Annotated in this window: 28 protein-coding genes; 19 read left to right on the top strand and 9 right to left on the bottom strand. The window is 71.6% G+C overall.

Annotation, left to right across the window (positions count from 1 at the left end; genetic code table 11):
* Positions 1–34: 34 nt before the first annotated feature.
* A complete protein-coding gene (locus AB0K02_RS01270; protein ID WP_365990256.1) occupies positions 35–2,065 on the top strand; it encodes a bifunctional glycosyltransferase 87/phosphatase PAP2 family protein in 2,031 nt (676 codons plus the stop codon).
* A gap of 54 nt (positions 2,066–2,119) precedes the next feature.
* Here AB0K02_RS01270 and AB0K02_RS01265 read toward each other — a convergent pair whose 3' ends face one another.
* Positions 2,120–2,551 (bottom strand): ATP-binding protein, encoded by a 432-nt coding sequence (locus AB0K02_RS01265; RefSeq protein ID WP_365990255.1) that lies wholly within the window; start codon positions 2,549–2,551, stop codon positions 2,120–2,122.
* Between the two features lie 91 nt (positions 2,552–2,642).
* Here AB0K02_RS01265 and AB0K02_RS01260 point away from each other — a divergent pair, with 91 nt between their 5' ends.
* The 4 genes from AB0K02_RS01260 (at position 2,643) to AB0K02_RS01245 (ending at position 6,917) form a co-directional block, all read left to right on the top strand.
* Positions 2,643–3,488, top strand: coding sequence for a helix-turn-helix transcriptional regulator (locus tag AB0K02_RS01260; RefSeq protein WP_365990254.1), 846 nt, complete (start codon positions 2,643–2,645; stop codon positions 3,486–3,488).
* Positions 3,460–3,747 (top strand): DUF397 domain-containing protein, encoded by a 288-nt coding sequence (locus AB0K02_RS01255; protein WP_365990253.1) that lies wholly within the window; start codon positions 3,460–3,462, stop codon positions 3,745–3,747. The genes AB0K02_RS01260 and AB0K02_RS01255 overlap by 29 nt, the downstream gene beginning before the upstream one ends.
* A gap of 354 nt (positions 3,748–4,101) precedes the next feature.
* On the top strand, positions 4,102–6,162 hold the full coding sequence (locus tag AB0K02_RS01250) for an RICIN domain-containing protein (RefSeq protein ID WP_365990252.1): 2,061 nt from the start codon (positions 4,102–4,104) through the stop codon (positions 6,160–6,162).
* Between the two features lie 83 nt (positions 6,163–6,245).
* The gene (locus tag AB0K02_RS01245; RefSeq protein ID WP_365990251.1) at positions 6,246–6,917 is read left to right on the top strand and encodes a hypothetical protein; all 672 of its coding nucleotides are present in this window, start codon (positions 6,246–6,248) and stop codon (positions 6,915–6,917) included.
* Between the two features lie 79 nt (positions 6,918–6,996).
* On the opposite strand, the gene AB0K02_RS01240 is transcribed toward AB0K02_RS01245, so the two are convergent.
* On the bottom strand, positions 6,997–8,244 hold the full coding sequence (locus AB0K02_RS01240; RefSeq protein WP_365990720.1) for a cytochrome P450: 1,248 nt from the start codon (positions 8,242–8,244) through the stop codon (positions 6,997–6,999).
* 256 nt (positions 8,245–8,500) lie between these two features.
* Between AB0K02_RS01240 and AB0K02_RS01235 the strand changes: the two genes are divergently transcribed.
* Together AB0K02_RS01235 and AB0K02_RS01230 are read left to right on the top strand one after the other, a co-directional pair.
* Positions 8,501–9,670, top strand: a complete 1,170-nt coding sequence (locus AB0K02_RS01235) for a steroid 3-ketoacyl-CoA thiolase (RefSeq protein ID WP_365990250.1) — start codon at positions 8,501–8,503, stop codon at positions 9,668–9,670.
* Positions 9,671–9,719: 49 nt separating this feature from the next.
* A complete protein-coding gene (locus AB0K02_RS01230; protein ID WP_365990249.1) occupies positions 9,720–10,175 on the top strand; it encodes a nuclear transport factor 2 family protein in 456 nt (151 codons plus the stop codon).
* Here AB0K02_RS01230 and AB0K02_RS01225 read toward each other — a convergent pair.
* Positions 10,165–11,259: an MBL fold metallo-hydrolase gene (locus AB0K02_RS01225; protein ID WP_365990248.1), complete on the bottom strand. Its 1,095-nt coding sequence runs from the start codon at positions 11,257–11,259 to the stop codon at positions 10,165–10,167. The genes AB0K02_RS01230 and AB0K02_RS01225 overlap by 11 nt on opposite strands.
* A gap of 205 nt (positions 11,260–11,464) precedes the next feature.
* On the opposite strand from AB0K02_RS01225, the gene AB0K02_RS01220 reads away from it, so the two are divergent.
* The 4 genes from AB0K02_RS01220 to AB0K02_RS01205 all read left to right on the top strand — a co-directional run bounded on the left by AB0K02_RS01220 (position 11,465) and on the right by AB0K02_RS01205 (position 14,754).
* On the top strand, positions 11,465–12,934 hold the full coding sequence (locus tag AB0K02_RS01220) for an aldehyde dehydrogenase (RefSeq protein ID WP_365990247.1): 1,470 nt from the start codon (positions 11,465–11,467) through the stop codon (positions 12,932–12,934).
* Positions 12,927–13,160 (top strand): ferredoxin, encoded by a 234-nt coding sequence (locus AB0K02_RS01215; protein ID WP_365990246.1) that lies wholly within the window; start codon positions 12,927–12,929, stop codon positions 13,158–13,160. Before AB0K02_RS01220 ends, AB0K02_RS01215 begins: the two co-directional genes overlap by 8 nt.
* 152 nt (positions 13,161–13,312) lie before the next feature.
* Positions 13,313–14,143: an ammonia-dependent NAD(+) synthetase gene (nadE, locus tag AB0K02_RS01210; RefSeq protein WP_365990245.1), complete on the top strand. Its 831-nt coding sequence runs from the start codon at positions 13,313–13,315 to the stop codon at positions 14,141–14,143.
* A 95-nt stretch (positions 14,144–14,238) separates the two neighbouring features.
* Complete coding sequence (locus AB0K02_RS01205) at positions 14,239–14,754, top strand: hypothetical protein (RefSeq protein WP_365990244.1); 516 nt, start codon at positions 14,239–14,241, stop codon at positions 14,752–14,754.
* A gap of 29 nt (positions 14,755–14,783) precedes the next feature.
* Here AB0K02_RS01205 and AB0K02_RS01200 read toward each other — a convergent pair whose 3' ends face one another.
* A complete protein-coding gene (locus tag AB0K02_RS01200) occupies positions 14,784–15,437 on the bottom strand; it encodes a TetR family transcriptional regulator (RefSeq protein WP_365990243.1) in 654 nt (217 codons plus the stop codon).
* 195 nt (positions 15,438–15,632) lie between these two features.
* Between AB0K02_RS01200 and AB0K02_RS01195 the strand changes: the two genes are divergently transcribed.
* From AB0K02_RS01195 to AB0K02_RS01185, 3 genes are all read left to right on the top strand, one after another.
* Positions 15,633–16,952, top strand: a complete 1,320-nt coding sequence (locus tag AB0K02_RS01195; RefSeq protein ID WP_365990242.1) for a glycosyltransferase family 4 protein — start codon at positions 15,633–15,635, stop codon at positions 16,950–16,952.
* 41 nt (positions 16,953–16,993) lie between these two features.
* Positions 16,994–17,725 (top strand): class I SAM-dependent methyltransferase, encoded by a 732-nt coding sequence (locus AB0K02_RS01190; RefSeq protein ID WP_365990241.1) that lies wholly within the window; start codon positions 16,994–16,996, stop codon positions 17,723–17,725.
* Positions 17,726–17,814: 89 nt separating this feature from the next.
* Complete coding sequence (locus AB0K02_RS01185) at positions 17,815–18,861, top strand: prenyltransferase (RefSeq protein ID WP_365990719.1); 1,047 nt, start codon at positions 17,815–17,817, stop codon at positions 18,859–18,861.
* Positions 18,862–19,334: 473 nt separating this feature from the next.
* On the opposite strand, the gene AB0K02_RS01180 is transcribed toward AB0K02_RS01185, so the two are convergent.
* Positions 19,335–19,625, bottom strand: coding sequence for a hypothetical protein (locus tag AB0K02_RS01180; RefSeq protein WP_365990240.1), 291 nt, complete (start codon positions 19,623–19,625; stop codon positions 19,335–19,337).
* Between the two features lie 109 nt (positions 19,626–19,734).
* On the opposite strand from AB0K02_RS01180, the gene AB0K02_RS01175 reads away from it, so the two are divergent.
* The gene (locus AB0K02_RS01175) at positions 19,735–20,289 is read left to right on the top strand and encodes a hypothetical protein (protein WP_365990239.1); all 555 of its coding nucleotides are present in this window, start codon (positions 19,735–19,737) and stop codon (positions 20,287–20,289) included.
* Positions 20,290–20,291: 2 nt separating this feature from the next.
* On the opposite strand, the gene AB0K02_RS01170 is transcribed toward AB0K02_RS01175, so the two are convergent.
* From AB0K02_RS01170 to AB0K02_RS01155, 4 genes are all read right to left on the bottom strand, one after another.
* Positions 20,292–21,302, bottom strand: a complete 1,011-nt coding sequence (locus tag AB0K02_RS01170) for an LLM class F420-dependent oxidoreductase (RefSeq protein WP_365990238.1) — start codon at positions 21,300–21,302, stop codon at positions 20,292–20,294.
* Between the two features lie 97 nt (positions 21,303–21,399).
* On the bottom strand, positions 21,400–22,245 hold the full coding sequence (locus AB0K02_RS01165) for a hypothetical protein (protein ID WP_365990237.1): 846 nt from the start codon (positions 22,243–22,245) through the stop codon (positions 21,400–21,402).
* Between the two features lie 157 nt (positions 22,246–22,402).
* Entirely contained in the window at positions 22,403–23,356 is a 954-nt protein-coding gene (locus tag AB0K02_RS01160; RefSeq protein ID WP_365990236.1) for an N-acetylmuramoyl-L-alanine amidase, read from the bottom strand.
* A gap of 32 nt (positions 23,357–23,388) precedes the next feature.
* Positions 23,389–24,042, bottom strand: a complete 654-nt coding sequence (locus AB0K02_RS01155) for a class I SAM-dependent methyltransferase (RefSeq protein WP_365990235.1) — start codon at positions 24,040–24,042, stop codon at positions 23,389–23,391.
* Between the two features lie 154 nt (positions 24,043–24,196).
* Between AB0K02_RS01155 and AB0K02_RS01150 the strand changes: the two genes are divergently transcribed.
* The 4 genes from AB0K02_RS01150 to AB0K02_RS01135 all read left to right on the top strand — a co-directional run.
* A complete protein-coding gene (locus AB0K02_RS01150; protein ID WP_365990234.1) occupies positions 24,197–25,042 on the top strand; it encodes a helix-turn-helix transcriptional regulator in 846 nt (281 codons plus the stop codon).
* A complete protein-coding gene (locus AB0K02_RS01145; protein WP_365990233.1) occupies positions 25,005–25,271 on the top strand; it encodes a DUF397 domain-containing protein in 267 nt (88 codons plus the stop codon). The genes AB0K02_RS01150 and AB0K02_RS01145 overlap by 38 nt, the downstream gene beginning before the upstream one ends.
* A gap of 62 nt (positions 25,272–25,333) precedes the next feature.
* Positions 25,334–25,861, top strand: coding sequence for a hypothetical protein (locus tag AB0K02_RS01140; protein WP_365990232.1), 528 nt, complete (start codon positions 25,334–25,336; stop codon positions 25,859–25,861).
* A gap of 359 nt (positions 25,862–26,220) precedes the next feature.
* Positions 26,221–26,595: beta-propeller fold lactonase family protein (locus AB0K02_RS01135; RefSeq protein ID WP_365990231.1), on the top strand; the 375-nt coding region annotated here is incomplete at its 3' end.

Raw genomic sequence — 26,595 nt, 5'->3', positions numbered from 1 at the left:
CGACGGTGGCAACGGTGGGGAGGCGCGGCGCGACGTGGCGAACGCGGAGGGCAGCGTGCGCGGCAGCACGGCGACGGACGCGAGGACGGGGGCGGCCAGGGCGGCGCTGTGGCTCGTCGCCACCGTTCTCGCCGTACGGCAGGCGGCAGCGGTGCTGCGGCAGCCGCCCGGTGAACGGCTCACCGACCTGGAGACCTTGATCGGCCCCAGCGGTGTGCTGCAGGTAACGGGCGGCCTCTACGACGCCGGCCGGTTCGCCGGCACCCCGTTCACCGGCACCCCGTTCGCCGGGCTCGTGCTCAGACCGTTCGCCGGCTCCGCCGAGCAGAGCCTCGGCGTCGTCTGGACGTTCGGCACCCTGCTGCTCGTGGTCGCCCTCGGCCTCGTCGTCTCGCGCGCCCTGCCCGCTCCCGTGTCGCGCCGCAGCAGCCTGCTGGCCGCGCCGGTCGCCGTCAGCCTGTTGATGCTGTCCCTTCCGGTGCGCAACAGCTTCCACCTCGGCCAGACCAGCATCATCCCCGTCCTGCTCGTCCTCCTCGGCTGCTTCGCCGCACGCGGCGAGAGATCCTCCGGCCTGCTCATCGGTCTCGGCGCGGCCCTGCAGCCCACCGTTCTGCTCTTCGCGCCGCTGCTGTGGTTCGCCGGCCGCCGGCAGGCCGCCGCGTGCGCCACGGGCACCTTCGCCGCCCTCTCCGCGCTCGCCTGGGCCGCGCTGCCCGGCGACTCGTGGACGTACTGGGTCCACCACGTCGCCGGGGCCGGTCTCGGCCCCCGCCCCGACGGCCCCGCCAACCAGTCCCTGCACGGCGCCCTGCTCCGCTTCGGCGTCGAGGGCCCGCTGGAGATCGCCCTCTGCCTGGCCCTCGCCGCCGCCGTGACGTTCCTCGGCCTGCGCCGCGCCGTCCACTACGCCCGCGACGGCCAGCTCCTCCTCGCCGTCGCGCTCACCGGCTGCGTCGCCGTCGCCGTCTCCCCGACGGCCTGGCAGCACCAGCTGCTGTGGGTGCTCCTCGCCGTCGCCGGCCGGGTCGGCAAGCGTGCCGGCGACCGCCTGCTGTGGCCGGTTCTCGTCGTCCTGGTGATGACGCTCCCCGGCACGATGCTGCTGCCGAACATGACGGTGCTGCAGCCGATCCGCGACAACGCCCTGCTCATCGCCGCGCTCGCCGCCTCCTGCGCGGTGCCGTTCCTGTCGCGCGCGTCGCCGTACTTCCGGCGCCCCGTCCCCACGCGGTACGCCCGGCCCCTGCCCGCGCGCTGGAGCCGTGTACCGCTGCTCCCGTTCTGGCGGCGCGTGCTCAGCCGCCCGAACCTGCTCCTGGAACTGCTGGTGATCCGCGTCGGGTACTCGGTGTACTCGCGCATCCGCGCCGCCGCGACCGGCAGCGTCGACGCGGCGGAGTCGCACGCCCGGCAGATCCACTCCGCCGAGGGCGCGCTCGGCATCGACATCGAGCACCGGGTGAACCAGGCGGTGGTGCGGACGGACTGGTTGGAGGCGTTTCTCGACTTCTATTACACGTCCTTCCACTTCCTGATCCCGCTGTGCGTCCTGGCCATCCTGTACGTCCGCCGCCCCTGGGACTACCGCTGGGCCCGCTCCTCGCTGGCCCTGGCGACGCTGCTCGCGCTGCTCGGGTTCTGGCTGTACCCGCTGGCGCCGCCGCGCCTGATGCCGGGCATGGGCTTCGTCGACACGGTGCACGGACCGCAGGACCTGGCGCATCCCGACTACGGCGCGATGACGGCCGTCACCAACCAGTACGCGGCCATGCCGTCGCTGCACTTCGGCTGGTCGCTGTGGTGCGGAATCATCGTGCTGGTGCTCGCACCCAGGCTGTGGATGAAGCTCGTCGCGCTCCTGCACCCGCTGTTCACGGTGTGCGCCATCGTCGCCACCGCGAACCACTGGGTGCTCGACGCGGTCGGCGGCGCGGCCGTGGTCGGCGCGGGCTTCGGCCTCACGTACGCACTGGCCGGACGCCGCGAGCTGCGGATCCCGGCACATGCGGTGCCCTCCGCCAGGGCGGCCGAGTCCAAGGAGGTCGCGGTCACACGTGCGTGAGCCCCGGGAGGTACGGGGCATGCGTCCCGCACCCTCCGGGGTGGATCGTCGCGTTCAGCCATCGTCCGACACATCGGCCGGTTCCGCCACTTGAGCGACGGCCGGGGCCACCTCGAACCAGACCGTCTTGCCGCCCTGCCTCCGGCTGTCCACGCCCCACTTGTCGACGACGGCGTCGAGCAGCGCCAGCCCACGGCCGTCCTCGTCGTCCGCGTCGGCGTGCCGCAGGACGGGCAGCCGGTCGACGCCGTCCGACACCTCGACGCGTACGCCGTCCGGATGCCGCAGGATGACCAACGCGCAGTGCCCGCCCGGCACATGACGCACGACATTGGCCAGCAGCTCGGTGACCGCGAGTTCGACGGAGTCGGCGAGTTCGCGCAGTTTCCACAGCGTCAGGTAGCAGCGGACGATCCGCCGGACGTGCCGCGCCGAGTGGGCGCCCGCGGTGAGGCGCATACCGTACTGGGGAATGTCTTCGTTCACGCCACGAGCGTGGCCTGCGGCGACTACGCTCGGCTACCGAACGTACGCAACGTGCTTTCCGGTTGCGGCAGTTGAGCAAGGGGGATCCGTCATGCCCGACGTCCGACACATCAACGCCCTCGACCCGAGCGCCTCGCCGCTCGACTACTACGGCTACGAGCTGCGCCGCTACCGCGAGACGGCGGGCCTGACGCAGAAACAGCTCGGCGCGATCGTCAACTACACGGGCTCGCTGGTGGGCCAGGTCGAGACGGCCAGGAAGCTTCCGACGGCGGAGTTCAGCGAACGCGTGGACGCGGCGCTCGGGACGGGCGGTCTGCTGTCGCGGCTGCTCGGCCTGGTGCTGCGCAGCCAGCTGCCCGCATGGTTCCAGCAGGTGGCGGAGCTGGAGGCGCGGGCGACGGAGATCTCGACGTTCCAGACCCACATGGTGCACGGCCTGCTCCAGACGGAGGGCTACGCCCGCGCGGTGCTCGGCACGATGGACCCCACGCGACTCGACGACCGTACGGCGGTCCGCCTTGCGCGCCAGCGCATCCTGGAGAAGGACGAGCCGCCGGTGCTGTGGGCGATCCTGGGCGAGGCGGCGCTGCGACAGGAGATCGGCGGCACGGGGGTGATGCGCGGTCAACTGGAGCGGCTGTTGTCGTACGAGGGGAATCCTCGGGTGAACGTGCAGGTGCTGCGGTACGTGGCCGGTGCGCATGCCGGCCTGACTGGCTCCTTCAACCTCTACCGTTTCGCGAGCGACCCGACGATCCTCTACACCGAGGGCTATGGGACGGGCCATCCGACGGCCAACCCGGCCACGGTCAGCGACTGTTCGCTCCGTTACGATCACCTGCAGGCCGCAGCCCTCTCGATCAAGGACTCGGCGCAGCTGATCCGAGACGTTCTGGAGGAGCGCTATGGAGAGCAGCACGACACAGTGGCGTAAGTCCAGTTACAGCAGCGACCAGGGCGGCGACTGCGTCGAGTGCGCCCCCCTCGGCGGCGCCACCTGGCGCAAGTCCAGCTACAGCGACGACAAGGGTGGCGAGTGCGTCGAGTGCGCGCCGCTCGCCCATGCCGTGGCCGTGCGCGACTCCAAGGTTCCCGACGGAGCCGTCCTCCACCTCGCCCCCGCCGCGTTCGCCGCGTTCGTCGACTCGCTGCGGCGAGAGGGTGCCTCATCGCGCATGGTGTCGGAGCGGTAGCGGACCGGCTATTCATCGTCACCGCAAGGACAGCGGCCTCCTTCCCTCGACGGGAAGGAGGCCGCACTGTTTGTGATCGCGCCAATTCGCCCCGTGAGAAACGAAGTTGACGGAAATTCAAAAAGGGGCAGATTCATATTTCGATCAGATTACGGCATCCTTAAATGGGACTAGACCACAGTCGCTCAACGCGCGTAACTTCCTTGTACCTACTACGAGTTGACGGATCATCAATTCAAGAGCACTGATAACAGAACGACTTCGCAAAGGCCGATCCCATTTGTCTTAATTTTCCGCTCATTTGTTCTGGCAAGCTTTCGCGCACCCATCCCCTGACCAAGGAAGAGGTGCAGTTTGTCCGGACGCAGAAGACTCAAGAAGCCTCCGCGTCGCAAGTCCCGCCGGCTCATACTCGGCACGGCCGCGGTCGCCGTCATGGCGGTTGTGGCCGGAGTGGCCTACCAGGCGACCCAGCCGGGGTCGGACGAGAACCGACCGCTGTCGCTCGCCCAGGGGGAGCCGCTCGCAGCGACCCCGGAGCCGGCCAAGGAGCCGGCTCGCGACAAGGACCCCGAGCCGCTCACGGAAGTGCCCAAGAGTGAGCCCAAGCGGGGCATGATCTACGAAGGGCTGAAGCCCGCGCACGAGGGGGATCCGTGCGCGGGGGTGTACCGCACGGCCGACGGCCACTGCACTCACGGCCCTGACGCCCCTCCGAAGGGCGTGGACATCAAGAAGGACACTCCGCCCGCGGTGAAGGCCGCCGCACCCGCGGAGGATCCGACCGAGGCGGGCAGCCCGAAGCCTTCCGGGGGAGAGCTTCCGCGCACCGCGGCACCCGCACTCGACGCCGCGGCCTCGGCCGGCAAGGCGAGCAGCCCTCCCGCTGCCGGAAGTTCCGCCTCGCAGGCCCCCGCGGCGAACGGGCCCGCCGGGCAGACCGTGCGCTGCGACGGCGACGGCAACAGCGGCAACCGTGTCCAGGTCGTGTACGTGCACGCCCCCGGACGAGACCGGTACGCGGAGTACTTCCCGTCGTTCCGCAAGTGGGCCGCCGACGCCGACCTCATCTACTCGCAGAGCGCCAAGGACACCGGCGGTGTGCGCAACATCCGCTATGTGACGGCCGCCGACTGCACGCCGACCGTGCTCAACATCGAGCTCCCGGCCTCCGCGCTCACCGAGTTCAGCGCCACGAACAGGGCGCTCGCGGCCAAGGGGCTCGACCGCCGTGACCGCAAGTACATGATCTTCGCGGACACGCAGGTCTACTGCGGCATCGGCTCCTTCGCCGGGGACGAGCGTCCCGGTCAGAACAACCTCAGCAACTTCGGCCCCTCCTACGGCCGTACCGACACCGGCTGCTGGGGCGGACACACCGCGGCGCACGAACTGGGCCACAACCTCGGCGCGGTGAACAACAGCGCACCCAACACCAGCCGGGGCGCCCACTGCACGGACGAGTACGACGTCATGTGCTACTCGGACACCCCCTACTACCCGAAGATGCGCTACGTCTGCCAGGGCCAGGACTACGAGAACCGCCTGGACTGCAACCACGACGACTACTTCCACACCAACCCCAGGCAGGGCAGCTACCTCGCCACGCACTGGAACATGGCGGACAACCAGTTCCTGATCAAGGGCGGCACCGGGACCGACCCGAACCCCAGTCCTACGCCGACGCCCAAGCCCACCCCGACGAACGGCTCCGGCACCGGACCCGCCGTCACCGTCGGGCAGATCGGCCCGGACTCGGCGGTCGCGAGCTGGAACGCGGTCAGCGGAGCGGCCTGGTACCAGATCTTCCTGAACGACCAGGCCATCGGCTGGGTGCAGGGGACCAGCGCCCGTGTCTACAACCTGAAGCCGGGAACGAACTACACCGTATCCGTCTCCGTGCGTGACACCTCGGGCCGCGACAGCGGCCGGGGCAAGGCGGCCTCGTTCCGCACCTCGGGCGGTGGTGACGGCGACGGGACGACCCCCACGCCCAACACGCGCCACCTGCTCACCAACAGCGCGACCGGGAACGCCGCCGAGATCTGGGGCGGCAGGAGCGGCGACGGCACCGTCCTCGTCGGCTCGCAGCACAACGGATACGCCCAGCAGCAGTGGTACTTCGACAGCGCTGGCAACGGCTACACCCGTATCCGTTCCGCCGTCTCCGGCAAGTGCCTCCAGGTCGGCGGCGCTCCCTCCGCCGGCATGTACGTGGCGCAGCAGCCCTGCGCCGACACCGCTGCCCAGCGGTGGAGGATCGCCCGGAGCGGCAACGGCGTGACGGTGACGGCCGGTGACAGCCGCTACGTCCTCGGCGTCAGCAACCGCCCGTACTACGGGTCCTGGCTGATCGAGCTGCAGCACGCGGCGGGCGCGCCGGCCCAGGTGTGGACGGTCCAGAAGGCCGCCTGAGCCTGAGGACCCCGCATCAGTTCCATGACGGCCGGCGGGCCTGTGGCCCGCCGGCCGTCCCCGTTCCACCCCACATCTCATCCATGGAGGACATCGTCATGCGCCGAGCCCTCGGCCCGGCCGTCGCCACCGCGTTGGCGGGCGCGGCCCTGTCCCTGACCACCGCCACCGGCGCCCTGGCCCACGGCGACACCCTGAAGGTGGAGATCACCGGGCACGACTTCGGTCGCGTGCGGACGACCGTCACCTGGGAGAACGACAACGACCCGGTCGACGAGCGGGTCGCTGCCACCGTGAATGCGGTCAGCGCCGACGGGAGCAGGTCGCTCGGCCCCTGGAGGCTCGTCCGCGACCCCGCCTCGGCGACCGGTCACACCACGGCGGAGGCGCTGCCCCCCGGGCGCTGGCGGGTCACCGTGGAGGCGGGCCATCCGGGGCTCGGCCGGGACGAGGAGGAGATCACGGTCTCTCCCGGAACCCCTGCCTCGCCCACGGCCGGTCCCGGCACGGAGCGGCCCACGACCGGACCCGGCACGGAGCGGCCCACGGTCGGAAAAGGTACGGCGCAGCCCGAGTCCGCGGGAGACGGTGACGAGGGGCGGACCACCGCGAGTGCCACCTCCGGCCCAGCCGCCCGCTCCGGCACGGGGGGAACCGGCACCCTCCTGGTGGCAGGGGGAGTCCTGCTGGCGTGTGCGGCCGGAGCCGGCGTCGCCTGGCGCATCCGCCGCGCCGGGACGCGGGGCGCCCGCTGACCTGAGGGGCTCGGCGGGGGACAGGGGCGGGGCGCAGGGGATGCCCCCGTCTCCCGGGTCCGGGCCCGGCGCGCGCTGCTCAGCCGCCGACGCCGACCCGCAGCTCCTTGATGCCGTTCAGCCACGCCGAGCGCAGCCGGCGGGGGGCGCCCGCCAGACGCAGGTTCGGGAGGGCATCCGCTGTCGCCTGGAAGATCAGGTCGATCTCCATCACCGCCAGGGACTTGCCGAGGCAGAAGTGCGGGCCTCCGCCGCCGAAGCCCAGATGCGGATTGGGGTCGCGGGTGATGTCGAAGCGTCCGGGGTCGGTGAAGACCTCCGGGTCGTTGTTGGCCGAGGAGTAGAACAGGCCGACCCGGTCGCCCTTCTTGATGCGGACACCGCCCAGGTCGACGTCCTGGGTCGCCGTGCGCTGGAAGGAGACCACCGGGGTCGCCCAGCGCACGATCTCCTCGGCGGCCGTCGACGGGCGCTCGCGCTTGTAGAGCTCCCACTGGTCCGGGTGCGTCAGGAACGCGTGCATGCCGTGGCTGATCGCGTTGCGCGTCGTCTCGTTCCCGGCCACCGCGAGCAGGATCACGAAGAAGCCGAACTCGTCCGAGGAGAGGTTCCCTTCGCCCTCGGCGGCGACCAGTTGGCTGACGATGTCCGTCGCCGGGCACTCCTTGCGCGCCGCCGCCAGGTTCATCGCATACGAGACGATCTCCATCGCCGCCTCGGTGCCGACCTCCTCCGTGATCGCGTACTCCGGGTCGTCGTAGGCGGCCATCTTGTTGGACCAGTCGAAGATCTTGGAGCGGTCCTCCTGGGGGACGCCGATGAGTTCGGCGATCGCCTGGAGCGGGAGCTCCACGGCGATGTTCGTGACGAAGTCGAAGCTGCCGTCGTCCTCGGCGCGGGCGAGCGCCGTCTCGACGATCGAGCGCGCCCGGCGGCGCAGGGCGTCCTCCAGTGAGCGCACCGCGCGCGGGGTGAAGCCGCGCTGGACGATCTGGCGGACACGGGTGTGCTCCGGCGGGTCCATGTTCAGCATGATCAGCTTCTGGACCTCGATCTGGTCACGGCTGATCGACTCGTTGAAGCGGATGACCGCCGTGTTTGTGTGCGACGAGAACAGCTCGGGGTGCGTGGAGACGTGCTTGACGTCCGCGTGCCGGGTGACGACCCAGTACCCCTCGTCGTCGAAGCCGGAGACGCCGGCCGGCTGGGCGCACCACCAGACCGGGGCCGTGCGCCGCATCTCGGCGAACTCCGGGTGGGGGACGCGCGCCTGGAGGAGGTCGGGGTCGGTGAAGTCGAACCCGTCGGGCAGATGGGGGCAGGACATCGGCAGCTCCGCGTTCTGGTGGACGGTCTGACGAGCCATCAGGAGGTGTCCGAAAGGTAGTAACGAGTTCTACAAGTGGCAAGGGCCATGAAGGGAGGAGTTGCCCGGAAAGTGCCCAGTGGGGGCGTGCAGGACCCTTGCGTACCGGCGGTAATAGCCATCAGACTTCAGGGGGAACTAGAACGCGTATCAGTTCGCGAGTTCGGCCCGGTGGGCGCCGGGACGCCCGGGGGCCGAGCGAGGAGAGGACGAGCTCATGGCCGCGGAACCCGTCATCGTCGAAGCCGTACGCACCCCCATCGGCAAGCGGGGAGGACTCCTCGCCAACCTCCATCCCGCCTACCTGCTCGGCGAGACCTACCGCGAACTCCTCGGCCGCACCGGCATCCCCGCCGACTGCGTCGAGCAGATCGTCGGCGGCACCGTCACGCACGCCGGCGAGCAGTCCATGAACCCGGCCCGCACCGCCTGGCTCGCCATGGGCCTGCCGTACGAGACGGCCGCGACGACCGTGGACTGCCAGTGCGGCTCCTCGCAGCAGGCGAGCCACATGGTCGCCAACATGATCGCCTCCGGCGTCGTCGACATCGGCATCGGCTGCGGCGTGGAGGCCATGTCGCGGGTGCCGCTCGGCAGCGGGTCCAAGCACGGGCCCGGCAAGCCCTTCCCGGACGAGTGGAACGTGGACCTGCCCAACCAGTTCCACGCCGCCGAGCGGATCGCGCGGCGCCGCGGGCTGACCCGCGAGCACGTGGACGCCCTCGGGCTCGTCTCGCAGGAGCGGGCCGCGATCGCCTGGAGCGAGGAGCGGTTCAAACGCGAGACGTTCGCCGTGCAGGTGCCGACGACCGAGGAGGAGCAGGCCGCCGGCCAGGGCATGTGGCGGCTCGTCGACCGCGACGAAGGGCTGCGGGACACCTCGATGGAGGCGCTGGCACGGCTGAAACCGGTCATGCCGAACGCCGTGCACACCGCCGGGAACTCCTCGCAGATCTCCGACGGGGCCGCCGCCGTGCTGTGGGCGTCCAAGCGGATGGCGCGGGCGCTGAAACTGAGGCCCCGCGCGCGGATCGTCGCGCAGGCCCTCGTCGGGGCCGACCCGCACTTCCACCTCGACGGCCCCATCGACGCCACGCGCGCGGTGCTCGGCAAGGCGGGCATGTCGCTGAAGGACATCGACCTGGTCGAGGTCAACGAGGCGTTCGCCTCGGTGGTGCTGAGCTGGGCCCAGGTCTTCGACCAGGACCTGGAGAAGGTCAACGTCAACGGTGGGGGCATCGCCCTCGGCCACCCCGTCGGCGCCACGGGCGCGCGGCTGATCGCCACCGCCCTGCACGAACTGGAGCGCGCCGACAAGGAGTTCGCGCTGATCACGATGTGCGCGGGCGGCGCGCAGGCGACCGGGACGATCATCCAGCGGCTGTGAGTCAGCGCGCCTTGACCTCAAGTGCGGTTGAGGCGGCACGCTCGCCGTCATGACCGCACAGAGGGATCACCACGACATCAGCACGCTCGTCAGCCGCCTCTTCCGGGCGCTGGACGCCCGCGAGTTCACGGACGGATGGGCCGACGGCTGCTTCACCAGCGACGTGCGGACCACGACCCCGGTCGGCGACGCCGAAGGCGCCGACGCCGTACGCCATGCCGAGGTCGCCGTCGGCCGGTTCGCCCGCACCCAGCACATCGCCTGCGACGTCCTGGTGGACGTCGCAGGCGACGGGGAGACGGCGACCGCCTCGTGGAACGCGCTGATGGTGCACGTCCACCACGACTCGACCCTGCGGGAGCGCGGCGAAGGGGCGAACCCGCTGTTCACCGTGGGCGGCGTCCACGAGGCGGAGCTGCGGCGCACGTCCGGCGGCTGGCGGATCAGCCGGATGGACGTGCGGGCCGTGTGGACCACGGGCGAGCCGCCCGTGGTCACGGCGTGAGGGGCCGCGCGGGGGCCGTGTGACGGTCACCGGCCGACCCCGGGATCCGGTCACACGCGACGTACCGCGCGGGGGAGCCGCCCGGCACCTCCTGCGCGCGGCCCAGCTTCACCAGTCTCCGCAGGTGGGACTCGGCCTCGGAGACCGCGATGGTGCGGGAGCCGTACGGGATCTCTGCCCAGGGCCTGTTCCACTCCATCCGCTCCGCGACCTGCCAGGGCGTGAGCGGCGTCGACAGCAGGCGCAGCAGCCCGGCGAGCCGCTCCTCGTGGTGGGCGAGCAGCTCCCGCACCCGGCCCGTCGCGTCGGTGAAGGCGTGCTGGTGGGCGGGGAGCACCTCGGCGACGCCGAGCCGGCCGACGCGTTCGAGGGAGCCGAGGTAGTCGCCGAGGGGGTCGGTGACGGTGTCGTCGTCAGGATCCTCGTACAGCCCGATGTGCGGGGTGATGCCGGGGAGCAGGTGGTCTCCGGAGAACAGGCGCCCGTGGCCGGGGCGCTGTGCCGGGTGGTCCTCCTCCAGGTGCAGGCAGACGTGGCCGGGGGTGTGGCCGGGCGTCCACACGGCGCGCAGCCGGCGGCCCGCGAGGTCGAGCAGTTCGCCGGGGACGATCTCGCGGTCCGGCAGGGCGGCACGCAGTCCGGGCAGCCGGCCGCCGCCCGCGGCGTGGGCGGCGCGCAGCGGGGCCAGGTGCTCCTCGGGTGCTCCGGCCCGCTCCAGCTTGTCGGCCAGGTAGGCGAGCCACACGCCAGGTGCGGCCTCGCGGGTGCGGCGCACGACGGCGGCGTCGGCGGCGTGCATCGCGATCCACGCCCCGGACGCCTCGCGGACGCGTCCGGACAGACCGTGGTGGTCGGGGTGGTGGTGGGTGACGATCACGCCGTGGATCTCGCCGGCCGAGGTTCCGCACGCTTCGAGTCCGGCGGTGAGGATGTGCCAGGACCGGGGGTCGTCCCAGCCCGTGTCGACGAGCACCGGTCCGCGGTCGGTGTCGAGGAGATGGACCACGGTGTGGCCGAGGGGATTGTCGGGAATCGGGACGCGGAGGGACCGTACGCCCCCTCCGTGGTCGGTCACCTGCGTCATGGAGTGCTCATCTCCCGTCCGCCTGAGGGCTGTTGCCCGTCCGTCGACTATAACGAGAACCGGTTCTCATGGTTGCCCGTGTCTACTGTCGGTCGCCCGCGCCCCGTGGACTCCTGGAACGGGAGCTGGTATCAGTTCTGAAGCACCGTCAGATGCGGCGTGGGCCACGTCGCCGGACACGGCGGCCCAGCGGGAGGCAGCGGTCATGACCGACTTCCAGGAGCACCGACACCTGTTCATCGGCGGCCGGCCGGCCGATCCGCTCGGGAGCGACACCATCGACGTCGTCTCCCCGCACACCGAAGAGGTCATCGGCCGCGTCCCGCACGCCTCGCGCGCGGACGTCGACCGGGCCGTCGCCGTGGCGCGCCGCGCCTTCGACGAGGGGCCCTGGCCCCGGATGTCCCTCGGCGAACGCATCGAGGTCGTCTCCCGGATCAAGGACGCGATCGCCGTACGCCACGAGGAGATCGCCCGCTGCATCAGTGCGCAGAACGGCTCCCCGTACTCCTGGAGCGTCCTCGCCCAGGCCCTCGGCGCGATGATGGTGTGGGACGCGGCCACAGCGGTCGCCCGCGGCTTCGTCCACGAGGAGCACCGCGACGGCGTCCTCGGCCCCGTGCTGGTGCGCCGCGAGCCCGTCGGGGTCGTCGCGGCCGTCGTCCCGTGGAACGTCCCGCAGTTCACCGCCGCCGCCAAGCTCGCCCCGGCGCTCCTCGCGGGCTGCACCGCGATCCTCAAACCGTCGCCCGAGTCACCGCTCGACTCCTACCTGCTCGGCGAGATCGCGCAGGAGGCCGGGCTGCCGGAGGGCGTGCTGTCGATCCTTCCGGCCGACCGTGAGGTGAGCGAGTACCTGGTCGGCCACCCCGGTGTCGACAAGGTGTCCTTCACCGGTTCGGTCGCGGCCGGCAAGCGTGTCATGGCGGTCGCCTCCCGCAACCTCACCCGCGTCACCCTGGAGCTGGGCGGCAAGTCGGCGGCCGTGATCCTGCCCGACGCGGATCTGGCGGGAGCCGTCGCCGGGATCGTCCCGGCCGCGTGGATGAACAACGGGCAGGCGTGCGTGGCCCAGACCCGTGTCCTCGCGCCGCGCAGCCGCTACGACGAGATCGCCGAGGCGTTCGCCGCTGCGGCATCCGAGCTGGTCGTCGGCGACCCGCTGGACGCGGCCACCCAGGTCGGACCGCTGGTCGCCGAACGCCAGCAGCGGCGCTCGCTCGACTACATCCGCGTCGGCCAGGAGGAGGGTGCCAAGATCCTGAGCGGCGGCGGCCGTCCGGCACACCTGGACCGCGGCTGGTACGTGGAGCCGACCCTCTTCGGCGGCGTCGACAACTCCATGCGCATCGCCCGCGAGGAGATCTTCGGCCCGGTGATCTGCCTGCTGCCCTACGAGGACGAGGACGAGGCCGCCGCGATCGCGAACGACTCCGACTACGGGCTCAGCGGCAGCGTGTGGACCTCCGACGTCGAGCACGGCATCGACTTCGCGCGCCGGGTGCGGACGGGCACGTACAACGTCAACACCTTCAGCCTGGACATGCTCGGACCGTTCGGCGGCTACAAGAAGTCCGGCCTCGGGCGCGAGTTCGGGCCCGAGGGGTACGGGGCCTACCTGGAGCACAAGATGATCCATCTGCCGGCCGGATGGGAGGCGCGGGCCGATGGGTGACCGCTGGCGCGTCGAGGTGGACCGGGGCGTGTGCATCGGCTCGGGCATGTGCGTGGGCCACGCTCCGGACGGCTTCCGGCTCGACACCGCGCGGCAGTCGCATCCGCGGGCCGAGACGGCGGACGCGAGCGAGGAGGTCCTGGCCGCGGCCGAGAACTGCCCCGTCGAGGCGATCACGATCACGCTGCTGGACAGCGGCGAGACGGTCTTCCCGCCGGAGGACTGAGCGCCGCGTCCCGCAGGTGCCCGGCGGATCACGGCCGGGGGCCCGGACTCCGTCCGGCAGTGCTCCCACCGGGCGTCCGGCCCGGCTGCGCCGGAAACCCGCTGGGTAGGGTGGGCGCGACACAGCACACCGGACCGGAACGAGGAGCAGACGTGAGCGAGCCGGCGTCCATCGCCCTGCAGCAGGAGATCGCCCGGGAGCTCGAGGTCGCCGAGACCTTCGAGGCCGAGCGGGAGATCGAACGCCGGGTGGCCTTCCTCGCCGAGCGGCTGACCTCCACCGGTCTGCGCTCCCTCGTGCTCGGCATCAGCGGCGGCGTCGACTCCACCACCACCGGCCGGCTGTGCCAGCTCGCCGTCGAGCGGGCCCGGGCAGCCGGCCACGAGGCGCGGTTCTACGCGATGCGGCTGCCCTACGGCGTCCAGGCCGACGAGCACGACGCCCAGCTCGCGCTCTCCTTCATCCGGGCCGACCACGTGCTGACGGTGGACATCAAGCCGGCGAGCGACGCCGCGCTCGAAGCCGCGCTGGCCGCGGGGGTGACCTTCCGCGACGCCCACCACCAGGACTTCGTGCACGGCAACATCAAGGCCCGCCAGCGCATGATCGCCCAGTACGCGGTGGCCGGCGCGCACGACGGCCTGGTCGTCGGCACCGACCACGCCGCCGAGGCGGTCTCCGGCTTCTTCACCAAGTTCGGCGACGGCGCGGCCGACCTGGTCCCGCTGACCGGCCTGACCAAGCGCCGGGTGCGCGCCGTCGCGGACGCGCTGGGCGCGCCCGCCGAGCTGGTGTGGAAGACCCCGACGGCCGACCTGGAGACCCTCGACCCCGGCAAGGCCGACGAGGACGCGCTCGGGGTCACCTACGACGACATCGACGACTTCCTGGAGGGCAAGCCGGTGGACGAGCGGGCCTTCGAGAAGATCGTCAGCCGCTACCGCCTCACCGACCACAAGCGCCGGTTGCCCATCGCCCCCTGAGGGCGTCGCGCGGGTCCGCGCGCGCGATCGTGCGAAACTTCTGATCCATGATCACGAGGGCAACGTGCCCCCGTGCACCTGGGATTGGGAGAACTGTGCGCAAGGCGAGGTGGGCGGCCGCGGCTGCCGGTGTGGTGCTCATGGTGACCGGCTGCGGCAGCGAGGGCGGTTCCGACGAGGGCAAGGGCGGCGGATCCGGCTCCTCGCAGGCCCCGGCCGAGGCGGGCAGCCTCGACGCCGCCGCGGTGACCAAGGAGATCGCGGACGCCGCCACGGCGGCCGGCTTCACCGAGAAGCCGTCGGACGACGTCCCGCCGGCCCTGAGGAGCTGCATGGTCTCGTGGCAGCCCGACGACAAGAAGGCCGCCGACCCGAAGACGTCCTACGACGCGACCGTCGCGGCCCTCGGCAAGGGCGGCTGGAAGGAGTCGCAGAACTTCGACCAGCAGGGCTCGGTCATCAAGACGCTGGACAAGAGCGGCTGGACCGTGAAGGCGAGCTACCAGGGCCAGAAGGACACGTTCCTGCTGATCACCTTTATCGCCACGGACAACGGCCCCGCGTGCGAGAAGCTCTTCCGGGAGGACCTGGAGAAGAACAAGGACTCCTGACAGCCGCCCGGCGCACCGGCGCCCAGCGGCTAGCGCGCCGTCCGGCCGCGTCCCTTCGGGGGCGCGGCCGCCGCGTCCGGCGCCGTCAGATCGATCAGCCGGCACACCGTCTCGATGTCGATCTTCACCTGTGCGATGGACGCCCGGCCCGACAGCCACGTGATCAGCGCCGAGTGCCAGGTGTGCTCGATCACCCGCACCGCGGACAGCTGCTCAGGCGTCGGGTTCTCCAGTCCCATCGCGTCCAGGATGATCGCCGTGGTCTGCCGCGAGACCGTGTCCACCTCCGGGCTCACGCTGCGGTCGGCGAACGTCAGCGCCCGCACCATCGCGTCCGCGAGCTGCGGTTCGCGCTGGAGCGCCCGGAACGCCCGCATCAGGGTCTCCGCCACCCGCTCGGCCGCGTCCTCGCCGCCCGGCGGGCGCTTGCGCAAGGTGGTGTGCAGACGCTCCAGCTGGTCCTGCATCGTCGCGACCAGCAGATGGATCTTGGAGGGGAAGTAGCGGTAGAGCGTGCCGAGGGCGACTCCGGCCGCCTCCGCGACCTCCCGCATCTGCACGGCGTCGAAGCCGCCTCTGCAGGCCAGCTGCGCGCTGGCGTGCAGGATGCGACGGCGGCGCGCCTCCTGGCGCTCGGTCAGGGGCGGTGACACAGGCACCGCCGGCTTGGCTTCCGCTGTCATAGGTCCCGTTCCCCGCACGCGTCCGGATCGCCCGGCACGGTACGCCCGCCGTGGCGCGAATCACCTGATCCGCCGGTCACAGTTGCGCTACCTGCCGGTAGATTCGAAGCTCCTCGAACGATCAAGTCTGAAACTTGTTCTAGATTAGCGCGACCGATTACGCTCCGGCGAAACGCAGTGAGAAGGGGGCCGTGGGTGACCGCAGAGGCCATAGAGATCGGCCCCCGTGCGGGCGCGTCCGGCGACGGCGACTCCCCGCTGCGCATCGCGCTCCTGACGTACAAGGGGAACCCGTTCTGCGGCGGCCAGGGCGTCTACGTACGCCATCTGTCGCGCGAGCTCGCCCGCCTCGGCCACCACGTCGAGGTCATAGGCGCCCAGCCCTACCCGGTCCTCGACGAGGGCGTGCCGCTCACCGAGCTGCCGAGCCTCGACCTGTACCGCCAGCCCGACCCGTTCCGCACGCCCGGGCGCGGCGAGTACCGCGACTGGATCGACGGCCTCGAGGTCGCCACCATGTGGACCGGCGGCTTCCCCGAGCCCCTGACCTTCTCCCTGCGCGCCCGCCGCCATCTGCGGGCCCGGCGCGGCGAGTTCGACGTGGTCCACGACAACCAGACCCTCGGCTACGGGCTCCTCGGCGACCTCGGCGCCCCGCTCGTCACCACGATCCACCACCCGATCACCGTCGACCGGCAGCTCGACCTGGACGCCGCCGCCGACTGGAAGCGCCGGGCCTCGGTACGCCGCTGGTACGCCTTCACCCGCATGCAGAAGCGCGTCGCCCGCCGCCTCCCGTCCGTGCTCACCGTCTCCGGCTCCTCGCGGCAGGAGATCACCGACCACCTCGGCGTACGCGGCGACCGGATCCACGTCGTCCACATCGGCGCCGACACCGACCTCTTCTCGCCGAATCCCTCGGTCGCCGAGGTCCCCGGCCGGATCGTCACCACCTCCAGCGCCGACGTGCCCCTCAAGGGCCTCGTCCACCTCGTCGAGGCCCTGGCGAAACTGCGCACCGAGAACCCGGACGCCCACCTCGTCGTCGTCGGCAAGCGCGCCGAGGACGGCCCCGTCGCCCAGCTCATCGAACGGTACGGACTCGCGGACGCCGTCCGGTTCGTCAAGGGCATCACCGACGCCGAACTCGTCGACCTCGTGCGCAGCGCCCAGATCGCCTGCGTGCCGTCCCTGTACGAGGGCTTCTCGCTGCCCGCCGCCGAGGCCATGGCCACCGGCACCCCGCTCGTCGCCACCACGGGCGGCGCGATCCCCGAGGTCGCGGGCCCCGACGGCGAGACGTGCCTGGCCGTGCCGCCCGGCGACGCCGAGGCCCTGGCCACTGCCCTGCGCCGCCTCCTCGGCGACGCGGACCTGCGGGCCCGGCTCGGCGCGGCGGGCAGGGCCCGGGTGCTCGCCCGCTTCACCTGGAAGCAGGCCGCGATCGGCACGGCCGAGCGCTACCGGGAGGCCATCGCCGCCTCGCCCGCACCCGTCCGTACCCACACCTCCTGACCCCCCGCACACCAGCTCCGCCCCCAGGAAGGCAGACCCCCGTGCTGACCGTCGACTTCTCCCGCTTTCCGCTCGCCCCGGGCGACCGCGTGCTCGACCTGGGCTGCGGCGCAGGCCGGCACGCGTTCGAGTGTTACCGGCGCGGTGCGCAGGTCGTGGCCCTGGACCAGAACGCCGAGGAGATCCGCGAGGTCGCCAAGTGGTTCGCCGCGATGAAGGAGGCGGGTGAGGCGCCCGAGGGCGCCACGGCCACCGCGATGGAGGGCGACGCGCTCAACCTGCCGTTCCCCGACGAGTCCTTCGACGTCGTGATCATCTCCGAGGTGATGGAGCACATCCCCGACGACAAGGGCGTGCTCGCCGAGATGGTCCGCGTGCTGCGGCCCGGCGGCCGGATCGCCGTCACCGTGCCGCGCTACGGCCCGGAGAAGGTCTGCTGGGCGCTGAGCGACGCGTACCACGAGGTCGAGGGCGGCCACATCCGCATCTACAAGGCCGACGAACTGCTCGCCAAGATCCGGGAAGCCGGCCTCAAGCCGTACGGGACGCACCACGCGCACGCGCTGCACTCGCCGTACTGGTGGCTCAAGTGCGCCTTCGGAGTGGACAACGACAAGGCGCTGCCCGTGCGGGCGTACCACAAGCTGCTGGTCTGGGACATCATGAAGAAGCCGCTCGCGACCCGGCTCGCGGAGCAGCTCCTCAACCCGGTCGTCGGCAAGAGTTTCGTGGCGTACGCGACCAAGCCCCATCTGCCCAAGGCAGAGGCGTGACGACGTCGCGCCGCCCCGGTGCCACCCCGGGGAAACCGCCCACCGGACAGCGGCCACCCGCGCCCCCGGCCACGACGGACCACCTCGTCCTGCCCGGGGTCCTGACCGCCGAGCAGGCCGTGCAGACCGTCGCGGGCATCCTCGCCGCGCAGCGCGAGGACGGCGCGATCCCGTGGTTCCGGGGCCACCACCTCGACCCGTGGGACCACACCGAGGCCGCGATGGCGCTGGACGCGGGGGGCGAGCACGAGGCGGCGGCCCGCGCCTACGCGTGGCTGGCCCGCCACCAGAACGACGACGGCTCCTGGTACGCCGCCTACCACGACGGCGACCCGGACGCCGTGACCGACCACGGCCGCGAGTCCAACTTCTGCGCGTACATAGCGGTGGGCGTCTGGCACCACTACCTGACCACGGGCGACGAGGCGTTCCTCGACCGGATGTGGCCGACCGTGTTCGCGGCGGTCGAGTTCGTGCTCGGCCTCCAGCAGCCGGGCGGCCAGATCGGCTGGAAGCGCGAGCCGGACGGCACGGCGGTGAACGACGCGCTGCTGACCGGCAGTTCGTCGATCCACCACGCGCTGCGGTGCGCGCTCGCGATCGCGGAGGAGCGGGAGGAGCCCCAGCCGGACTGGGAGCTCGCCACCGGGGCCCTGGCCCACGCGATCCGCCACCACCCCGAACGCTTCCTCGACAAGGACCGCTACTCGATGGACTGGTACTACCCGGTCCTCGGCGGCGCGGTCACGGGCACGGAGGCCACGGCGCGGATCGAGTCCCGCTGGGACGACTTCGTGGTCCCGGGCCTGGGCGTGCGCTGCGTCCTGCCGAACCCGTGGGTCACGGGCGGTGAGAGCTGCGAACTGGCGCTGGCGCTGTGGGCGATGGGCGAGTCCGACCGCGCGCTGGAGATCCTCCAGTCCATCCGGCACCTGCGCGCCGAGGACGGCATGTACTGGACGGGCTACGTCTTCGAGGGCGACCGCGCGATGTGGCCGGAGGAACTGACCACCTGGACGGCGGGCTCCCTGCTGCTGGCGGTGGCGGCGCTGGGGGGCGACGAGGCGACGACGGCGGTGTTCGGGGGGGAGCGGTTGCCGAGGGGGCTGGCGGGGGACTGCTGCGGGTTGCTGTGACCGGGGGCGTTTCCCCCACCCCGCCCTTTCCCTGAACCGGGGCTCCGCCCCGGACCCCGGCACCGCGCTCCGCGCGGTGCCTTTCGGGGGCTCCGCCCCCGTACCCCCGCGCCTCAATCGCCGGCGGGGCTATTTGCGCGGCGCGCCTGTGGGGGCTCCGCGCCAAGCCCTGTACCTCCGGGTCTCGATCGCCGGCGGGGCTATTTGCGCGGCGCGCCTGTGGGGGCTTTGCCCCAAGTCCTGTACCCCCGCGTCTCGATCGCCGGCGGGGCTGGGTGTGCGCGGCGCGCCTGTGGGGCTCTGCCGCAAGCCCCGTGGTCCGCGCCCAATCGCCGGCGGGGCTGATGTCGCGGAGCGAAATCCAGCCCGTCCGGCGATTGAGGACACCGCGCGCAGCGCGGTACGGGGTCCGGGGTCCGGGGCGAAGCCCCGGTTCGGGGAGGGGCGGGGTGGGGGAAACGCCCCCGCAACGGCTACCGCTTCCGCAGCTGCCCCGCCACCCCGTGCCCCACGACCAGGTACACCAGCGCCGCCAAACCGTAGCCCGCCACCACCCTCGCCCATTCCTTGTCGAACGTGAACAGGTCGTGCGACCAGCCGGCCAGCCACCGGGCCGTCCCGCGGACGAACTCCACGAGGTCGTTCGCGCGGTTGGCCTCCAGCAGGTACATCAGGATCCACAGGCCGATCACGGCGGCCATGACGTCCGCGACGACGACAACGATCCGCGCCGCCACCGCGGTGTTTCTCGCGTGTGTTGTCATGACCAGCGTCTTGCCGCTTGTGCGTGCGTGAAACCCGTTCGGGCCAATCCCGATGGCGTCGGGGCCCGGCCCGGGAGACGGTCGTAACCCGTCCGCCCGGAGGTCAGCCGTGCCCGTACCGACCACCCCGATACGCCGCCTGCTCGTCAGCCTGCTCCTGTGCTGCGCGCTGCTCAGCGGTGCCGTCGCCTGCGGAGGAGACGAGGGAGCCGGCACCGCCGAGACGGCGACGCCCACCAGCGCCGCGTCCGCCGAGAAGCAGAAGTTCGCCAAGACCCGCTTCGTCGCCAACGCGGGCCTCGCCGCCGGCGCCACGTACCAGTGGATCGTGAAGCCCTACCGCGAGGGCCGGTTCGAGAAGGGCGCGGACGGCCGCACCTTCGCCCTCGTCAAGGCCGGTCTCGCCGGCGCCTTCGCGTACAACCGGCTCAAGGCCGCCGTCGAGAACGCCAAGAACGACCCCCTCCTCGCCAAGGCCGTCGCACCGCTCACCGCCGGCATCGACAAGCTCAAGGGCCTCGGCACCAAGCTCCGCAACGGCGAGGCGGGCGAGGCCGACATCGCGTCGTTCGAGTCCGTCATCAAGGACGTCAAGGACGCGGGCAGGAGCGCGGGCGCACCGGTCACCGACAAGGTCCCGTCGGTGTCCCAACTGGGCGGCTGAGCCTAGGCGTTCAGTTCCGCGAGCACCCGCAGCGTGTGCGGGTCCGGTGCCGTCACCAGCAGGTCCGTGACGGGCCCCTTGCGCCAGAGCTCCAGCCGCTCCGCGATCCGTTCCCTGGGCCCGGTGAGCGAGATCTCGTCCGCGAACGCGTCCGGCACGGCCAGCACCGCCTCCTCGCGGCGTCCCGCGAGGAACAGCTCCTGCACCCGGCGCGCCTCCTCCTCGAAGCCCATCCGCCCCATCAGATCCGCGTGGAAGTTGCGCGCGGCGTGCCCCATGCCGCCGATGTAGAAGCCGAGCATCGCCTTCACGGGCAGCAGCCCCTCGGCCACGTTGTCGCAGACGCGGGCCCGTGCCATCGGCGCGACGACGAAGCCCTCGGGCAGAGATGCCAAAGACGCCGCGTAGACGTCCGTCCGCAGCGGCGACCAGTACAGCGGCAGCCAGCCGTCGGCGATGCGCGTCGTCAGCGCGATGTTCTTCGGCCCCTCCGCACCCAGCAGCACCGGCAGGTCCGCCCGCAGCGGATGCGTGATCGGCTTCAGGGGCTTGCCCGTGCCCGTGCCGTCCGCGCCCGCGTACGGATGGGAGTGGAAGCGCCCCGCGAGCTCCACGGGCCGCTCGCGGGCGAGGACTTGGCGGATGATGCCCACGTACTCGCGCGTCGCGGTCAGCGGGCTCGCCGGGAACGGGCGTCCGTACCAGCCCTCCACCACCTGCGGCCCCGACAGGCCGAGCCCCAGCATCATCCGCCCGCCGGACAGATGGTCGAGCGTCAGCGCGTGCATCGCCGTCGCCGTCGGAGTGCGCGCGGCCATCTGCGCGACCGCCGTTCCCAGCCGGATACGGGAGGTGTGCGCGGCGATCCAGGTCAGCGGCGTGAACGCGTCCGACCCCCACGCCTCAGCCGTCCACACCGAGTCGTAGCCCAACCGCTCGGCCTCCAGGGCCAGTTCGAGGTGGGCGGGGTCGGGGCCGCGGCCCCAGTAGCCGAGGGCGAGTCCCAGTCGCATGTGCGCCGCCTCCCGCAGCCGACTTCTGACGGGGCGTCAGAGTACGGCAGCGGCCCCCCGCCCGGAAGGGCGAGGGGCCGCGAAGGCGTGCGCGACGTCAGCCGCGCTGGATGCCCGACGTGTCCTGCAGGACGCCGCGACGGCCGTCCTGGGTCTGGGCCACCAGGCCCGGACCGCGCTGCTCGACCGCCAGGTACCAGGTGCCGGGGGCGAGTTCGGCGATCGGCGTGGGCGAACCGTCCTCGCCGTACAGCGGCCGGGCGACGGGCACGGCGAACCAGAACGGCGAGAAGTCGGACGCCGCACCGCCCTGCGAGGCGTCGGCCGGGGCCGGAGCGGCCTGCTGACCGGGGTGGCCGGCCTGCGGAGCGCCCGCCTGGGCACCGTAAGGCTGCGGCTGACCCGGCTGGGCGCCGTAGGGCTGCTGCTGGGCGCCCGGGTAACCGTAACCCCCCTGCGGCTGCATGCCGTACGGCTGCGGGGCGGCCGGGCGGGGGGCGCCGATGAGCGGGGCCTTGAAGGCGGGCACCAGCAGGGTGCAGACGGCGCCGGCGGCGAGCACGAGCGCGGCGATGAAGCCGAGGATGAGTCCGGTGCCCGAATCGGGGCTGAAGCCCTCGGCGTTGAGCGAACCGGCCGGGTCGAAGATCGCGCCGAGCGCGGACCAGGCCGTGAAGAGCGTCAGCGCGACACCGAGCTGGCCGAGGTCGAGGCCGATGACCTTCGGAGGCTGCGGCAGCGCACGGGACAGGACGATCAGGGCCGCACCGATGATGCCGGCGAGGTAGAAGCCCAGGAGCAGGGATCCGTTGTCCCAGGCGGTCGGCACGTCGTCGCATTCACTGCCGGAGCAGTCGAACGTGTCGAGGAACGAGGCGATGAACAGCAACACCGCTGCTCCGATCACCACGCCATCGCCTCGAGTGAGGGAGCGGATGTTCACGTGTCAGTCCTTCGTAGGTCGTCTCATCGGGGCGGTCGTCGCTGCCGCCTGGTCGGGCGGGTGCACGGACGCGGAGCTCGGGGGTGACTCCCCATCGTAGAGGCGAATCTATCGTCCGCCGGTTCCGCCCGTCCTCCGGGTATCGCAGTTGCCCGGGTCATTTCCGGAGGTAGCTGCCGATCCCGTCCGCCATCCCCTGGGCCGCCTTCTGACGCCAGCCCGGACTGGTCAGCAGAGCGGCGTCCTCGGCATCACGCATATTGCCGCATTCGATGAACACCTTGGGAACGGTGGACAGGTTGAGCCCGCCCAGATCCCCCCGCACATCAAGTCCCGTACCGCCGCCGACGTAGTTGGACGGCGCGCTCCCGGTCGCGCGCAGGAAGTGGCCCGCGATGCGTTCGCCCAGGTCACGGGAGGGTCCGACGATCTTCGACGTGTCCGCGGCACCGCCCTTGACGAGCGCCGGCAGGATGACGTGGAATCCGCGGTTTCCGGTCCCCGAACCGTCCGCGTGCACGGAGATCACGGCGTCGGCCTTCGCTTCGTTGCCGAACCGTGCCCGTTCGTCGACGCAGGGGCCGAACGGACGGTCGTTCTCCTGGGTGAATTCGACCCGTGCGCCCTGCTTCTCCAGCAAGGTGCGAAGACGTCGTGAAACATCGAGGGTGAAATCGGCCTCACGGTATCCGTCGACGGTCGCCGTGCCCGTGGTGTCGCATTCCTTGCGGTTCGTCCCGATGTCCACGAGCTTGTTGATCTCGCTCGGGTGACGGAAGTTGCCGGGGTTGTGCCCGGGGTCGACCACGACCACCTTCCCGGCGAGCGGCCCCTTGGCCCGGGGCCGCTCCGGAGCCCTGGAACTCGTGGCCGACGCGCTGGGGGAGGGCGAGGCGCTGAGGGAGGGCGAGGCGGTCGGACCGGCGTCGCCCGGCTTGCCCGCGGACGACGGGGTCGAGGCCGCCGCGGGTCCCGGGGCGTCGTTCCCGCCCGCCCCGTGCCAGATCAGCCATCCGGCGAGGCCCACGGGCACGAGAGCGGCGACAGCGACGAGACCGCGCCGGGAGCGGCGCGGTCCGGTGTACGGGTGCTGGTTCTCGTCGTACGGCACGGTCGCGATGCTAGCCGGGCGGCCCGCCGGAATCAGATCCCCGCGCCCGTGCGCCGCAGCACACGCAGCGAGCCCGTCGCCGACACCTCACTGAACGCGCCCGACCCCAGCGCCCGCAGGCAGACGCGGTACGGGGCCTGGCCGGTGAATTCGTCCACCGGGTCGGGGAACACGTCGTGGATCACCAACAGACCGCCCTCCGCGATGTGCGGCGCCCACCCCTCGTAGTCGTTCGTCGCGTGCTCGTCCGTGTGGCCGCCGTCGACGAAGACCAGGCCGACCTTGCCGCCCCACACCCGCGCCGCCTGCGGCGACCGGCCGACGACCGCGATCACGTGGTCCTCCAGACCCGCGCGGTGCAGCGTGCGGCGGAAGGTGGGCAGCGTGTCCATCAGGCCCACCTCGGGGTCCACCACCTCCGGGTCGTGGTAGTCCCAGCCCGGCTGCTGCTCCTCGCTGCCCCGGTGGTGGTCCACGGTCACCGCCACCGTCCCGGCCTCGCGGGCCGCGTCGGCGAGCAGGATCGTCGAGCGCCCGCAGTACGTCCCCACTTCGAGCAGCGGCAGCCCGAGCGCCCCCGCCTCGACGGCGGCCGCGTACAGGGCCAGCCCCTCGTCCACGGGCATGAAGCCCTTGGCGGCCTCGAAGGCGGCGAGGATCTCCGGCTTGGGGGTGGCGGGCGGCATGCGGTCCTCCGGGCGGGTGGTGCGGATCGGAGGCCATCGTGCCCTACGGGCGGGTAACCGCCCTGAACGAGGTCCTTTACGTGATTCACGTCACGTACGAGCGGGGCGCTGCTTACGCTCGGCTACGAGCTGTTCACGAACGGGGGCGATCGCCTTGTATCAGATGCGCAATCTCGACCCCAGTGCATCGCCGCTGGACTACTACGGTGCCGAACTGCGACGTCGGCGAGAGGCGACGGGCATGAACCAGGCGCAGTTGGGCTCGTGCATCTTCGTCACGGGCTCGCTGGTCGGCCAGATCGAGACGGCGAAGAAGGTCCCGACCCGCGACTTCAGCGAACGGGTGGACGCGGCGCTGGGCACGGACGGGATGTTCTCCCGGCTGGTCGGCCTGGTGCTGCGCAGCCAACTGCCGCACTGGTTCCAGGCGTACGCGGAGATGGAGGCGAAGGCGGCGTACATCTCGACGTACCAGGCGCAGTTGGTGTACGGGCTGTTGCAGACGGAGGACTACGCGCGGGCGGTCCTGGGCATCGAAAACCCGGACAAGCTCGACGAGGTGGTCGCGGCGCGCATGGAGCGCCAGCGCATCCTCGAGCGAACGGAGCCGCCGGCGTTGTGGGTGGTGCTGGACGAGGCGGCGCTCCGCAGGGAGATCGGGGGCCGCGAGGTCATGCGCCACCAACTTGCGCACCTGTTGGGCGTCCTTGACCGCCCGTGGGCCAACATTCAGGTGCTCCCGGACTCGGTTGGACAACATGCGGGAATGATGGGCTCGTTCACTGTTCTGCGTTTCGACGGGGACCCCGATGTCTTCTACGCAGAGAGCTACGACGGTGGTCACATGACGGCCGATCCGCAAGTGATCAAGGAGCGTTCGGTCGGATACGCTCACCTGCAAGCGGCGGCCCTCTCCCCGAGGGACTCGGCGGCGCTGATCACTCGCGTGATGGAGGAACGTTATGGGCAGCCAGAAGGTGACGGGCCCGCAGTGGCGTAAGTCGTCCTACAGCGGTTCCAGCGGCGGTGAGTGCATCGAGTGCGCCCCCCTCGGCGGCGCGACCTGGCGCAAGTCCTCGTACAGCGGCGACACCGGCGGTGAGTGCCTCGAGGTCGCCGACCTCGCCCCTCACATCGCCGTCCGCGACTCCAAGAACCCCGAAGGACCCGTCCTCACCCTCACCCCCGCCGCCTTCGCGGCGTTCGTGGGAGCCGCCGCCGCGCTCTGACCGGCTGCCGCGTACCATCGCTGCGTTTGCTCTGACTTCGCGGGTTCGCAAGGCGGAAAGTCATGGCCGGTAGCAGACGGAAGCGCCTCGGCGTCATAGCCGGGGTGGCGGTCGGCGCGGTCTTCGCGACCGGGATCTGGCTGTGGGCCACGGACAGCGGGCCGTTCAAGGACGCCTACTGCTGGGGCGCGTGGCAGCAGAACAGCGGCCCGCACCTGCTCGGCGACGAGGCCGTGGACGAGTCAGGTGCCGAGCGGCGCGGCACCGAGTCCGCGCCGCCGGCCGCAGGGCGGCCGCAGGGGACGTGCACGGTCGAGGTGGCGTCGGACGACGACGAGGACAAGGAACTGCTGTACGGCGGGACGCGCCTCGGGGCCGAGAGCGACGACAAGGGTTACGGGACGGCCGGCCCGAGGCGTGCGGTGTACCGGGCGCAGTGCCAGACGGGACCCGTGGTGTTCCTGGCCGAGCAGCTCGAAGCCATGGACGGCGGCAGGAACTTCCTCGCCGACGTCATGCCGGGATACGTCGCCGCCGAGGCGGCGCGCTTCGGCTGCGGTCGAGTGACGATCGAGCTGCCGCGCGACTGACCCCGGCAGGTGCGGACCCACGGACGCAGTACCAACTCGCCACGCGGGGAGCAGGCGACGTGAGTGTCCGCATGGGCTACCCGGCTCGCCCATACGGCCCTCATCCACGCGGTTCGAGCACACGCGAGCCGATCACGGCACATAGCCTCGGCTGCGGCGATCATCAGCGCCGCGGCGATCCCGGACGCCCTGAGCGGGCATCGATCGCCGGCTTCATTAGGAGCAATCGCACACGTCGGTGCGGTGCACTGCAGGAGGTCTGCATGTCGGGTATCGCGGTATGGGGGGCGTCTGAGCGGGGGAATACGGGGCGACCTCGCGGGGGCGGGGGCTCGTGGTGGGGCATGGTGCGGGCCTGGTTGGCGGGGTTTGCGGTCCTGGCCGGCCTGACCGTCCCGCTCGCTGTGGCCACGCCCGCCGCCGCGCAGACCGGGACCTTCGCCTACGTCGCCAACTTCAGCTCGGACGACGTGTCGGTGATCGATACCGCCACCGACACCGTCATCACCACCGTCCCCGTCGGTGACGGCCCCTCCGGCGTCGCGGTCACCCCGGACGGCACGCGCGTCTACGTCACCAACTTTCTGTCCGACGACGTGTCGGTGATCGATACCGCCACCAACACCGTGACCACCACCGTCCCCGTCGGTGACGGCCCCTCCGGCGTCGCGGTCACCCCGGACGGCACCCGCGCCTACGTCACCAACAACCTCGCGGACAACGTGTCGGTGATC

The organism is Streptomyces sp. NPDC049597, from assembly GCF_040675505.1.
GTDB lineage: Bacteria > Actinomycetota > Actinomycetes > Streptomycetales > Streptomycetaceae > Streptomyces.
Note: the sequence above shows the minus strand (reverse complement) of the source record. Positions and strands in the feature narration are given on the sequence as shown.

Coding starts and splice junctions, on each gene's coding strand:
- AB0K02_RS01260 (WP_365990254.1), top strand. CDS start 2,643: ATGCCCGACGTCCGACACATCAACGCCCTCGACCCGAGCGCCTCGCCG.
- AB0K02_RS01255 (WP_365990253.1), top strand. CDS start 3,460: ATGGAGAGCAGCACGACACAGTGGCGTAAGTCCAGTTACAGCAGCGAC.
- AB0K02_RS01245 (WP_365990251.1), top strand. CDS start 6,246: ATGGAGGACATCGTCATGCGCCGAGCCCTCGGCCCGGCCGTCGCCACC.
- AB0K02_RS01240 (WP_365990720.1), bottom strand. CDS start 8,244: ATGTCCTGCCCCCATCTGCCCGACGGGTTCGACTTCACCGACCCCGAC.
- AB0K02_RS01235 (WP_365990250.1), top strand. CDS start 8,501: ATGGCCGCGGAACCCGTCATCGTCGAAGCCGTACGCACCCCCATCGGC.
- AB0K02_RS01230 (WP_365990249.1), top strand. CDS start 9,720: ATGACCGCACAGAGGGATCACCACGACATCAGCACGCTCGTCAGCCGC.
- AB0K02_RS01225 (WP_365990248.1), bottom strand. CDS start 11,259: ATGACGCAGGTGACCGACCACGGAGGGGGCGTACGGTCCCTCCGCGTC.
- AB0K02_RS01220 (WP_365990247.1), top strand. CDS start 11,465: ATGACCGACTTCCAGGAGCACCGACACCTGTTCATCGGCGGCCGGCCG.
- AB0K02_RS01215 (WP_365990246.1), top strand. CDS start 12,927: ATGGGTGACCGCTGGCGCGTCGAGGTGGACCGGGGCGTGTGCATCGGC.
- AB0K02_RS01200 (WP_365990243.1), bottom strand. CDS start 15,437: ATGACAGCGGAAGCCAAGCCGGCGGTGCCTGTGTCACCGCCCCTGACC.
- AB0K02_RS01180 (WP_365990240.1), bottom strand. CDS start 19,625: ATGACAACACACGCGAGAAACACCGCGGTGGCGGCGCGGATCGTTGTC.
- AB0K02_RS01170 (WP_365990238.1), bottom strand. CDS start 21,302: ATGCGACTGGGACTCGCCCTCGGCTACTGGGGCCGCGGCCCCGACCCC.
- AB0K02_RS01155 (WP_365990235.1), bottom strand. CDS start 24,042: ATGCCGCCCGCCACCCCCAAGCCGGAGATCCTCGCCGCCTTCGAGGCC.
- AB0K02_RS01145 (WP_365990233.1), top strand. CDS start 25,005: ATGGGCAGCCAGAAGGTGACGGGCCCGCAGTGGCGTAAGTCGTCCTAC.
- AB0K02_RS01140 (WP_365990232.1), top strand. CDS start 25,334: ATGGCCGGTAGCAGACGGAAGCGCCTCGGCGTCATAGCCGGGGTGGCG.